This is a genomic window from Streptomyces sp. NPDC029292 (assembly GCF_055569295.1).
This window is the reverse complement of record NZ_JBVHXR010000002.1, coordinates 1-10,998: the sequence shown is the minus strand read 5'-3', so window position 1 is coordinate 10,998 and position 10,998 is coordinate 1. Positions and strand designations below refer to the sequence as shown.

The 10,998-nt window shown below is 69.6% G+C and carries 11 protein-coding genes; 3 read left to right on the top strand and 8 right to left on the bottom strand.

Going from position 1 to position 10,998, the window contains the following annotated elements; all coding sequences use genetic code 11:
• Positions 1 to 22 precede the first annotated feature (22 nt).
• Complete coding sequence (gene glmS / locus ACZ4WS_RS04900; protein ID WP_467977233.1) at positions 23 to 1,870, bottom strand: glutamine--fructose-6-phosphate transaminase (isomerizing); 1,848 nt, start codon at positions 1,868 to 1,870, stop codon at positions 23 to 25.
• Between the two features lie 180 nt (positions 1,871 to 2,050).
• Between glmS and coaA the strand changes: the two genes are divergently transcribed.
• Positions 2,051 to 3,040, top strand: a complete 990-nt coding sequence (gene coaA, locus ACZ4WS_RS04895; RefSeq protein ID WP_467977231.1) for a type I pantothenate kinase — start codon at positions 2,051 to 2,053, stop codon at positions 3,038 to 3,040.
• Between the two features lie 10 nt (positions 3,041 to 3,050).
• Positions 3,051 to 3,992, top strand: a complete 942-nt coding sequence (locus ACZ4WS_RS04890; protein WP_467977229.1) for a DUF389 domain-containing protein — start codon at positions 3,051 to 3,053, stop codon at positions 3,990 to 3,992.
• Here the strand turns inward: ACZ4WS_RS04890 and glmM are convergent.
• The 4 genes from glmM to ACZ4WS_RS04870 all read right to left on the bottom strand — a co-directional run bounded on the left by glmM (position 3,989) and on the right by ACZ4WS_RS04870 (position 7,933).
• Positions 3,989 to 5,347, bottom strand: coding sequence for a phosphoglucosamine mutase (gene glmM / locus ACZ4WS_RS04885; RefSeq protein ID WP_467977227.1), 1,359 nt, complete (start codon positions 5,345 to 5,347; stop codon positions 3,989 to 3,991). The two genes, ACZ4WS_RS04890 and glmM, sit on opposite strands and share 4 nt — an antisense overlap.
• A gap of 164 nt (positions 5,348 to 5,511) precedes the next feature.
• Positions 5,512 to 6,033: a 30S ribosomal protein S9 gene (gene rpsI, locus ACZ4WS_RS04880; protein WP_362022012.1), complete on the bottom strand. Its 522-nt coding sequence runs from the start codon at positions 6,031 to 6,033 to the stop codon at positions 5,512 to 5,514.
• Between the two features lie 42 nt (positions 6,034 to 6,075).
• On the bottom strand, positions 6,076 to 6,519 hold the full coding sequence (gene rplM / locus ACZ4WS_RS04875; protein WP_467977224.1) for a 50S ribosomal protein L13: 444 nt from the start codon (positions 6,517 to 6,519) through the stop codon (positions 6,076 to 6,078).
• A gap of 208 nt (positions 6,520 to 6,727) precedes the next feature.
• Complete coding sequence (locus ACZ4WS_RS04870; protein WP_467977222.1) at positions 6,728 to 7,933, bottom strand: glycosyltransferase family 87 protein; 1,206 nt, start codon at positions 7,931 to 7,933, stop codon at positions 6,728 to 6,730.
• Positions 7,934 to 8,013: 80 nt separating this feature from the next.
• On the opposite strand from ACZ4WS_RS04870, the gene ACZ4WS_RS04865 reads away from it, so the two are divergent.
• On the top strand, positions 8,014 to 8,901 hold the full coding sequence (locus tag ACZ4WS_RS04865) for a hypothetical protein (protein WP_467977220.1): 888 nt from the start codon (positions 8,014 to 8,016) through the stop codon (positions 8,899 to 8,901).
• Positions 8,902 to 9,095: 194 nt separating this feature from the next.
• On the opposite strand, the gene truA is transcribed toward ACZ4WS_RS04865, so the two are convergent.
• The 3 genes from truA to ACZ4WS_RS04850 all read right to left on the bottom strand — a co-directional run.
• A complete protein-coding gene (gene truA, locus ACZ4WS_RS04860) occupies positions 9,096 to 9,950 on the bottom strand; it encodes a tRNA pseudouridine(38-40) synthase TruA (RefSeq protein WP_467977218.1) in 855 nt (284 codons plus the stop codon).
• Positions 9,951 to 10,041: 91 nt separating this feature from the next.
• Positions 10,042 to 10,554 (bottom strand): 50S ribosomal protein L17, encoded by a 513-nt coding sequence (gene rplQ, locus ACZ4WS_RS04855; protein WP_467977216.1) that lies wholly within the window; start codon positions 10,552 to 10,554, stop codon positions 10,042 to 10,044.
• Between the two features lie 130 nt (positions 10,555 to 10,684).
• On the bottom strand, positions 10,685 to 10,998 hold a 314-nt coding region (locus tag ACZ4WS_RS04850), incomplete at its 5' end, for a DNA-directed RNA polymerase subunit alpha C-terminal domain-containing protein (protein WP_308812713.1).

The following is a 10,998-nucleotide window of genomic DNA, read 5'->3' as shown; positions in this document are numbered from 1 at the left end:
CCTCGGGCGACGGCACACCCGCTCACTCCACGGTCACGGACTTGGCCAGATTCCGCGGCTGGTCCACTTCGTTGCCCCGGGCCGTGGCCAGCTCGCAGGCGAACACCTGCAAGGGGACCGTGGACACCAGCGGCTGGAGCAGCGTGGGCGTCGCGGGGATGCGGATCAGATGGTCCGCGTACGGGACCACCGCCTCGTCCCCCTCCTCCGCGATCACGATCGTCCGCGCGCCCCTGGCCCGGATCTCCTGGATGTTGGACACGATCTTGTCGTGCAGGACGGAACGGCCGCGCGGGGACGGCACGACGACCACCACCGGCAGGTCCTCCTCGATCAGCGCGATCGGGCCGTGCTTCAGCTCGCCCGCCGCGAAGCCCTCGGCGTGCATGTACGCCAGTTCCTTCAGCTTCAGGGCGCCTTCGAGCGCCACCGGATAGCCCACGTGCCGTCCCAGGAACAGCACCGTGTTCTTGTCGGCGAGCGAACGCGCCAGCTCCCGGACCGGCTCCATGGTCTCCAGGACCCGCTCGACCTCGCGGGAGATCCGGGACAGCTCGCGGATGACGGCCTGGATCTCGTCGCCCCACTTGGTGCCGCGCACCTGGCCCAGGTACAGCGCCACCAGGTAGCAGGCCACGAGCTGGGTGAGGAACGCCTTCGTCGAGGCGACCGCGACCTCGGGCCCCGCGTGCGTGTACAGCACCGCGTCCGACTCGCGCGGGATCGTCGAGCCGTTCGTGTTGCAGATCGCCAGCACCTTGGAGCCCTGCTCGCGGGCGTGCCGCAGGGCCATCAGCGTGTCCATGGTCTCGCCGGACTGGGAGATCGCGATCACGAGCGTGCGCGGGTCGAGAATCGGATCCCGGTAGCGGAACTCGCTGGCCAGCTCCACCTCGCACGGGATCCGCGTCCAGTGCTCGATGGCGTACTTGGCGATCAGCCCGGCGTGGAAGGCTGTCCCGCACGCCACGATGACGACCTTGTCGACCTCACGGAGGACGGCGGCCGGGATCCGGACCTCGTCGAGCGTCAGCGAGCCGGACGCGTCGATGCGCCCCAGCAGCGTATCGGCGACCGCCTTGGGCTGCTCGGCGATCTCCTTGAGCATGAAGTAGTCATAGCCCCCCTTTTCGGCCGCCGAGACGTCCCAGTCCACATGGAACGAGCGCACGTCGGCGGGTCGGCCGTCGAAGCCGGTGACCGTCACCCCGTCCCGGCGCAGCTCCACCACCTGGTCCTGACCCAGCTCGATCGCCGACCGCGTGTGGGCGATGAACGCGGCGACGTCCGAGGCGAGAAAGGCCTCGCCCTCTCCAACGCCCACCACGAGCGGCGAGTTCCGCCGCGCCCCCACGACCACGTCCGGCTCATCGGCATGCACCGCGACCAGCGTGAACGCGCCCTCCAGGCGCCGGCACACCAGCCGCATCGCCTCCGCCAGGTCCGCACAGGCCGAGAACTCCTCGGCGAGCAGATGCGCGACCACCTCGGTGTCGGTCTCGGAGGCCAGTTCGTGCCCCCGCCCGGCCAACTCGGCGCGCAGGACCGCGAAGTTCTCGATGATGCCGTTGTGAACGACGGCGACCCGGCCCGCGTTGTCCAGGTGCGGATGCGCGTTCGCGTCCGTGGGGCCCCCGTGGGTGGCCCAGCGGGTATGCCCGATCCCGGTCGATCCCGTCGGCAGCGGCCGGCCGACCAGCTCCTTCTCCAGGTTGAGCAGCTTCCCGGCCTTCTTCGCGGCGGCGAGCCCGCCGTCCGCCAGCACGGCGACACCCGCCGAGTCGTATCCCCGGTACTCCAGCCGCTTCAGTCCGGCCATCACCACGTCAAGCGCCGACTGCGACCCCACGTATCCCACGATTCCGCACATGCGCCGCAGCCTACGGGCCGACTCCCGCCCGAACCCGGCACCGCGTGCCCGATATCGGAAATTCCCACCGGCGAACGAAGGCCGCCGCCGGGCTCCCGCCGGGCCGGCACGAAGGCCGCTCACAGGGTCGCGTGACGGACCCCACCTCCCATCCCGTCCATACTCCCGTAACAATGGACTGTGATCTCTCCGGTCTCCTCGTTGCCGCGGAGCGCCCACCGGTCCAAGCCGGAGGCGACTCCCTACGTCGACCTCACCCGTGCCGAGTGGAGCGCGCTGCGCGAAAAGACGCCGCTCCCGCTGAACGCCGAGGAGGTCGAGAAGCTGCGCGGTCTGGGCGATGTCATCGACCTCGACGAGGTGCGGGACATCTATCTACCGCTGTCCCGGCTGCTCAATCTGTACGTCGGCGCCACGGACGGGCTGCGGAGCGCGCTGAACACCTTCCTCGGTGAGAAGGGCTCCCAGTCCGGCACCCCGTTCGTCATAGGGGTCGCCGGGTCCGTGGCCGTCGGCAAGTCCACCGTCGCCCGGCTGCTCCAGGCCCTGCTCTCCCGCTGGCCCGAGCACCCGCGCGTCGAGCTGGTCACCACGGACGGCTTCCTGCTCCCCACCAAGGATCTCGAGGCCCGCGGCCTGATGTCGCGGAAAGGTTTCCCCGAGTCGTACGACCGGCGCGCCCTCACCCGGTTCGTCGCCGACATCAAGGCGGGCAAGGACGAGGTGACGGCCCCCGTCTACTCGCACCTCATCTACGACATCGTCCCCGGCCAGAAGCTCACGGTCCGCCGCCCGGACATCCTCATCGTCGAGGGCCTGAACGTGCTGCAGCCCGCCCTCCCCGGCAAGGACGGCCGCACCCGCGTCGGCCTCGCGGACTACTTCGACTTCAGCGTGTACGTCGACGCCCGCCCCGAGGACATCGAGGCCTGGTATCTCAACCGCTTCCGCAAGCTGCGCGCGACCGCCTTCCAGAACCCCTCCTCGTACTTCCGCAGGTACACCCAGGTCTCCGAGGAGGAGGCGCTCGACTACGCCCGCACGACCTGGCGGACCATCAACAAGGTGAACCTGCTGGAGAATGTGGCCCCCACGCGCGGCCGCGCGACCCTCGTCGTACGCAAGGGCCCCGACCACAAAGTGCAGCGGCTGAGCCTGCGCAAACTGTAGAAAGGCCCGCATGCTGCATCTGCGTCTGATCACTCCGGCGGACCGCACCGATGACGCCGTACGCCTGATCGAGAAGACGGTCGGCACCGCCCATCTCGTGGTCCTCCCGGGCGCCGCCCGCAACCCCGCCGGGGACGTCGTGATGTGCGACGTCGCGCGCGAGGCGGGCGACGAACTGATCGGCGGCCTACGGCAGTTGGGGCTCGACAGGACGGGCTCGATCGCCGTCGAGAACATCGACCTGTCGCTCTCGAAGCGCGCCGACAAGGCGGAGGACGAGGCGCCGGGCGAGGGCGCGGACGCGGTGCTGTGGGAGCACCTGGCGGACGCCTCGCACGAGGAGTCGACGCTCAGCGTCACCTATGTGGCGCTGCTGACGGTCGCGACGATGCTCGCGGCCTGCGGTGTGATGCTCGACAACGCGATCCTGATCGTGGGCGCGATGGCCGTGGGCCCGGAGTTCGGGCCGCTCGCGGGGATCTCCACGGCGCTGGTGCGGCGCGCCCCGCACCTGGTGTGGCGGTCACTGTGGGCGCTGCTCGCCGGGTTCGCGGTGGCGATGGTGCTGACCGCGGGCTTCAGCTGGTTGATGGACGCCTTCGGGCTCTTCGAGAAGTCGATGGTGGAGGCTGCCCGGCCCAACACGGCCTTCATCTGGAAGCCCGACTGGATGTCCTTCGTCGTGGCGTTCCTGGCCGGCATCGCCGGCACCCTGTCGCTCACGTCCGCCAAGTCGGGCGCCCTGATCGGCGTCGCGATCTCGGTGACGACGGTCCCGGCGGCCGCCAACGCCGCCGTGGCCCTCAGCTACACGGAGTACTCCCAGACATGGGGCTCCACTTGGCAGCTGCTGGCCAACCTCGGCGGCATCGTCCTGTCGGGCACGCTCACCCTGCTCGCCCAGAAGTGGTTCTGGGCGAGGCAGCGCGGGCGTACACCCGAACTCGTCTAGCCGAGCGCGGACTTCACGGCGTCCGCGAGGCGTGCGGCCACCGACCGGGCGTGGTCGATGTCGGCGGCCTCGACCATGACGCGGACGAGCGGCTCGGTGCCCGACGGACGGAGCAACACCCGCCCGGTGGAACCGAGTTCGCGCTCGGCGTCGGCCACGGCGGCGGCCAGCTCGGCGGAGGTCTTCACCCGCGACTTGTCGACGTCCGGCACATTGATGAGCACCTGCGGCAGCCGCTCCATGACGGACGCGAGGTCCTGGAGCGTACGACCCGTCTGGGCGACCCGGGCCGCGAGGAGCAGCCCGGTCAGCGTGCCGTCGCCGGTGGTGGCGTGGTCGAGGATGATCACGTGCCCGGACTGCTCGCCGCCGAGCGCGTAGCCGTGCTGCTTCATCTCCTCCAGCACATAGCGGTCACCGACCGCCGTCTGCACCAGTTTCAGCCCCTCGCGCTCCATGGCGAGCTTGAAGCCGAGGTTGGACATGACCGTCGCGACAACGGTGTCGGAGCGCAGCGCGGAACGCTCCCGCATCGCCAGCGCGAGTACGGCCAGGATCTGGTCGCCGTCCACCTCGGCACCCGTGTGGTCCACGGCGAGGCAGCGGTCGGCGTCGCCGTCGTGCGCGATGCCGAGGTCGGCGCCGTGCTCGATGACGGCGGCCTTCAGGAGGTCCAGGTGGGTGGAGCCGCAGCCGTCGTTGATGTTCAGCCCGTCCGGCTCCGCGCCGATCGTGATGATCTCGGCACCGGCACGGGTGAAAGCCTCGGGCGACACCCGGGCGGCGGCACCGTGCGCCTCGTCGAGGACGATCTTCAGGCCGTCGAGACGGTTCGGGAGCACACCGACGAGGTGGGCGACGTACTGGTCGAACCCTTCGTCGTACGAACGCACCCGGCCGACCCCGGCACCGGTGGGCCGGTCCCAGGGAGCGCCGGTGCGGTGCTCCTCGTAGACGGCCTCGATCTTCTCCTCCAGCTCGTCGTCGAGCTTGTGCCCGCCGCGCGCGAGGAACTTGACGCCGTTGTCAGGCATGGCGTTGTGGCTGGCCGAGAGCATCACACCGAGGTCGGCACCCAGCGCACCGGTGAGGTACGCCACCGCGGGGGTGGGCAGCACACCGACGAGCAGGACGTCCACGCCCGCGCTGGCCAGGCCCGCGACCACGGCGGCCTCCAGGAACTCCCCGGACGCGCGCGGGTCCCGCCCGACCACCGCGACTGGCCGGTGACCGGCGAACGTGCCCGCCTCGGCCAGTACGTGCGCCGCCGCCACGGAGAGTCCGAGCGCGAGCTCGGCCGTCAGATCCGCGTTGGCGACACCGCGCACGCCGTCCGTGCCGAAGAGTCGTCCCACTGGTGTCCTCCTGAATGAAGCTCAGTATTCGGAAGTCATCCGATCATGCAAGCCTTTGAGCGCCTTGTGCCGTTATACGCCCTGAGCTGTGATAAACGAACGCCCCGGCGGCACACAGCGTGCCGCCGGGGCGAACGGTCGTACGAATGCGCAGCAGCGAGTGATTAACGCTTGCTGTACTGCGGGGCCTTACGGGCCTTCTTGAGACCGGCCTTCTTGCGCTCGACCGCACGGTCGTCGCGCTTGAGGAAGCCGGCCTTCTTGAGGGCGCCGCGGTTGTTGTCCACGTCGGCCTCGTTCAGCGCACGGGCGACACCGAGACGGAGCGCACCGGCCTGACCGGAGACGCCGCCACCCGAGATGCGGGCGATGACGTCGTAGCGGCCGTCGAGCTCGAGCACCTTGAAGGGCTCGTTGACTTCCTGCTGGTGCACCTTGTTGGGGAAGTAGTCCTCAAGGGTGCGACCGTTGATCTTCCACTTGCCGGTGCCCGGGACGATCCGGACGCGGGCGATGGCGTTCTTGCGACGGCCCAGGCCGGCGGCCGGCTGCGGGTCGCCGAAGCGGCCGGCGAGGGACTCCGAGGTGTACTCGCCCTCGACGGGGACCTCGGACTCGGTGGTGTAGTTCTCGATGTCGACGAGCTCGGTCTCTTCGACCGGCTGCTCAACGGTGGTCTCGGCCACGATTCTCCTCAGATTCTTTTTCGTCTTAGGGGGTGGCCGGAACTACTGCGCGACCTGGGTGATCTCGAACGGCACCGGCTGCTGGGCAGCGTGCGGGTGCTGGTCGCCCGAGTAGACCTTCAGCTTCGAGAGCACCTGACGGCCCAGGGTGTTCTTGGGAACCATGCCCTTGATGGCCTTCTCGACGGCCTTCTCGGGGTTCTTCGCCAGCAGCTCGTCGTAGCGGACGGAGCGCAGACCACCCGGGTAACCGGAGTGGCGGTACGCCAGCTTCTGGGTCTTCTTGTTGCCGGAGAGGTGCACCTTGTCGGCGTTGATGATGATGACGAAGTCACCAGCATCGACGTGGGGCGCATAGATCGGCTTGTGCTTGCCCCGCAGGATGTTCGCGGCAGTGGTCGCCAGACGACCCAGGACGACATCCTGGGCGTCGATGACGTACCACTGGCGAGTGATGTCGCCGGGCTTGGGGCTGTACGTACGCACGGTCGTAGCCTTCGCTTCTTCAGTGAGTGGGTCCTGACATGGCCACCACGGACGATCACGACAGCCCTGACCGCACTGCGGTGACGCATACCGCGTGCTGGTCGCTGGTCATCGGCCCCGGTGGACCGGTGTAAGGGCCCCTCACGTGAGAATGAGCAAGCCAATACACATAACGAGCCGCTATCTTACCTGCGGCGCGTCGGATGGGTCAAAACGCGGGTGGTTGCACCCCGCTCGCCCGTCGTTCTCCTCGCGGAGCGACGAAGCGACCGGGGCCACGGTTCGGCTGGTGCCGGGTGCGGCGCAGAGCCACCGCGGCAGCCATCACACACAGGGTAAGGCAGTCCCGGAAGGCCCGCCGGGTCGCCGGTTCCAGATAGGGCCAGGGGAGGCCGGGCACCTTCGGCACCAGGGCGAGCCAGAACCAGGGGCCGCGGGCCACCGAGTCCGGGTACGGCAGCCCGGCGAGCAGCAGCGGCATCACGACCAGCGGGTAGTGGTCGTACGACGGCCGGGACACCAGGAACGCCGAGAGCATCAGCAGCACCGCGGTCTCGACGAGCCGCAGCGGCCCGGGATCGGCCCGGCACCAGCGCCGGTACGCACACCAGGTGCCGCACCCCGCGGCGGCCAGGGACAGCAGGACCGCCGCCGATGACGGCACCCCGAGCCGAGGCAGCACCGCGACCGGCGATGCTTCGTACAGGCGTACGAAATGGTCCCGTCCCCGGAGCAGATACGGCAGCGTCCGTGTGACGAACCCCGCAGGCTCGGGCATCAGCAGCGCCGCCCCGCCGGAGGCCACCGCGGGCACCAGCAGCACCGCCGCCAGCCCCCGCCAGCGCCGCGCGAAGAGGAAGAGCAGCGCCACCGGCGCGAGCAGCGGCTTCAGGGCGACAGCGGCGCCGATCACCACGCCCGCGGCAACCCACCGCCCCCGCGAGGCCAGCAGCAGCGCCAGCGGCAGGGCGGCCGCGGCCGTCACGGTCCAGTTGCCGAGCACCACCAGATGCCCGAAGGGCGCGAAGCCCAGCGCGAGCCCGGTGAGACCGAGCGCGGCGAGGCGGCTGCGCCACGGGATGTCATGGATCCGCAGGGCGCAACCCCAGGCGACCACCATCAGCCCGGTCACCGTCAGCGGGACGAGCACCCGCAGCACGTACAGCGGGAGCAGCGTCTGCGGCGCCGCCGCGAGCACCGCGCTCGGCAGATAGAGGAAGTGCGGGTCGTCGTAGGGCGAGCCGCCGTCCAGCCAGGTGCGTGCGGCCCGCACCACGATCGCGTTGTCCATCCCGCCGTCGGAGGTCTCCCGCGCGACGCGCACCACCGGGAGACACAGCACCACGCTCAGCGCCGCCCACGCATGCCAGGACGCCCGACGTACCAACCACCCGGAGATGTCACTTTTGCCCATGTCCACTCAGATCACGCTAGGGGCTCAAGTGCCCGGTGATGCGGAACGGCACCCCCCGCGCCCCGTCTAAGATGCGGCGCATGAGTTATGGGCAGGGTGGGCAGGGGCAGCCCCCGTGGGATCCCTGGAAGCCGGGATCTCAGCAGCCCCAGTGGGGGAACCAGAACAGCGACCAGTCTCCGGACTGGGCGGCACTCGCCGAGGCGTCCGAGTCGCGCAACAAGCGCCGCAGGCTGCTGCTGATCGTCGGCGGGGCGCTCGCCACGGTCGCGGTCGGCGCGGCCGTCGCCGTGGCCGTCGTCTCCGCGAACGGCGACAGTCAGGCTTCCAACTCCCCCAGCAATCTCCCCGCCACCGCGGACATCCCGAGCGACACCACCGCGCCGGCCCCGTCGTTCGAGCCGACCTCGGCCCCTCCCCCGCTGGATCCGAAGGACTTCATATCCAGCGCGAAGAAGGACACGGCGCCGCTCAGCCCGGACATCCTCTTCCCCGGTTCGCAGCTGACGATGGGTGACCGCGTCTACCGCAAGGGCCCGACGGCCGACACCAAGAACTGCGCCTCGGCCGTGAAGGGCACGCTCGCGTCGGTGCTCACCAAGAACGACTGCAGGCGCGTCCTGCGCGTCACCTACACCAAGGACGGCATCGCGGTGACGGTCGGCGTGGCCGTCTTCGACACCGAGGCCCAGGCCACACAGGCCAAGGGCCAGGCGGACAGCAAGAGCATCATCAATGCGCTGGCCGGCAACGGCGTCAAGGCCTTCTGCGACTCGGCGGTCTGCCGCTCGACCACCAACTCCTACGGCCGTTACGCCTACTTCACCCTCGCCGGTTTCACCAACGGCAAGGACGTGACGACAAAGGACACCAAGGTCTTCACGACCGGCGACGACCTCGCCGAGTTCGCCTTCCGCCAGATCCGCCGCCGCGGCGAGGCCCAGGCGTCGACGGCGGCCAACGAGTAGGCCGCCGCCCGGACTTCGGCCCGCAGAGCATGTGACGCTCTCCCCCCAATGACGATCAGCCGACCGGCACAGCGATCGGCACAGCGGTTGGCATCACCATCAGCCGGCCGGTGACAGGCCCTTGGGGGGACCAGTCCATGACCACGCAGCACACGCAGCGCACCTTCAGACGCGACCCGAAGCCGTCGCTCCGCTCAGCAACACCCCGCCGACGGCAGCGTCCGCTTGTTCCGCGCCTCCTTGTTGCGCGCGGCGAGCAACTCGTCGGCGGGGTAACCGACTTCCTCCAGGGTCAGCCCGTGCGGCCGTACGACATGCACGGCCGAGTCGCGTACGCCCACGGCCAGCACCTTGCCCGGCCAATCGGGCCCGCGGTGGCCGTCCCCCACGAACAGCAGCGCCCCGATGAGCGAGCGCACCATGTTGTGGCAGAAGGCGTCGGCGCGGACGGTCGCGGTGATGATCCCGTCGTCGCCGCGCACGAGGCTCAGCTCCTGCAAGGTACGAATGGTCGTGGCGCCCTCGCGCTTCTTGCAGTACGCGGCGAAGTCGTGCTCCCCGACGAGGCGCCCGGCCGCTTCGTTCATGGCGTCGACGTCGAGCGGCCAGTCGTGCCACAGGACGTGGCTGCGCAGCAGCGGATCGACGCCACCGGGGTTGTCGGTGACGCGATAGGCGTACCGCCGCCAGATCGCGGAGAACCGGGCGTTGAACCCGCTCGGCGCCTCCGTCAGGGACCACACCCGTACGTCCTTGGACAGCCGTCCGGCCAGCCGCTTCAGCAGCTTCTCCTGATGCTCGGCCCAGAGCTCTGTGGGCAGATCGACATGCGCCACCTGCCCCCGTGCGTGCACCCCGGCATCGGTCCGTCCGGCGACGGTCAGCTCGTACGTGTCCTTCGACCGCGTCACCGTACGGAGGGCATCCTCGATCTCGCCCTGCACGGTCCGCCGCCCCGAGGCCTGCTTGGCCCACCCGGAGAACTGGGCCCCGTCGTACGACAGGTCGAGCCGCACCCGCACGAAGCCGGGCTGTACCTCGTCACTCACACCTAGATCCTCTCAGCGCCAGATCCTCTTCAAAAACGCGAGAGCGGGCCCGCCCCCGAAGGGACGGACCCGCTCACAGCCAGGCAGTGCCTCAGGCGTCCTTCGACTCCTCGGCGGGAGCCTCGGCGGCGTCCTCGACCTTGGCGTCCTCGACGACCTCGGCCGGAGCCTCAGCCTTGACCTCGGCGTTCTTGGCGGCACGCTTGGTGGCCGCCTCGGCCTCACCGGTGGCCTGCTGGGCCACGGTCAGGGCCTCCACCAGCTCGATGACAGCCATGGGCGCGTTGTCGCCACGGCGGTTACCGATCTTGGTGATACGGGTGTAGCCACCCGGGCGGTTCTCGTAGCGGGGGCCGATCTCGGTGAAGAGCGTGTGCACGATGCTCTTGTCCGTGATCACCGCGAGCACCTGACGGCGGTTGTGAAGGTCACCCTTCTTCGCCTTGGTGACCAGACGCTCCGCGTACGGGCGCAGGCGACGGGCCTTCGCCTCGGTGGTGGTGATGCGGCCGTGCTCGAAGAGCGACTTCGCGAGGTTCGCGAGGAGCAGCTTCTCGTGCGCGGCGCTGCCGCCCATACGGGCACCCTTGGTGGGCTTCGGCATGGTGTTTCTCCTAGGTGTCTGCCCCGGCCGTATCAGGTACCGAAGTCAGTGTCCGAGCGGGCGATTGCCCGTCGGAGATCCGGGACCCCGAAGGGTCCCGGAGGAGTGGCTCCCGATCAGTACTGGTCGGTCAGTACTGCTCGGTCTCCACGAAGCCCGCGTCCGCGTCGTCGTCGGCGCCGAAGGCGTCAGCGGCGGCGGTCGGGTCGAATCCGGGCGGGCTGTCCTTGAGGGCCAGGCCCATGCCGGCCAGCTTCGCCTTGACCTCGTCGATCGACTTCGCACCGAAGTTGCGGATGTCGAGCAGGTCGGCCTCGGAGCGGGCAACGAGCTCACCCACCGAGTGGATGCCCTCACGCTTGAGGCAGTTGTACGACCGAACGGTGAGCTCGAGCTCCTCGATCGGCAGGGCGAGATCAGCGGCGAGGGCGGCGTCCGTGGGGG

Excerpts from the sequence above, each read along its gene's own strand:
- ACZ4WS_RS04865 (WP_467977220.1), top strand. The coding sequence starts at position 8,014 with ATGAGTTATGGGCAGGGTGGGCAGGGGCAGCCCCCGTGGGATCCCTGG.
- glmS (WP_467977233.1), bottom strand. The coding sequence starts at position 1,870 with ATGTGCGGAATCGTGGGATACGTGGGGTCGCAGTCGGCGCTTGACGTG.
- ACZ4WS_RS04870 (WP_467977222.1), bottom strand. The coding sequence starts at position 7,933 with ATGGGCAAAAGTGACATCTCCGGGTGGTTGGTACGTCGGGCGTCCTGG.
- rplQ (WP_467977216.1), bottom strand. The coding sequence starts at position 10,554 with ATGCCGAAGCCCACCAAGGGTGCCCGTATGGGCGGCAGCGCCGCGCAC.
- ACZ4WS_RS04890 (WP_467977229.1), top strand. The coding sequence starts at position 3,051 with ATGCTGCATCTGCGTCTGATCACTCCGGCGGACCGCACCGATGACGCC.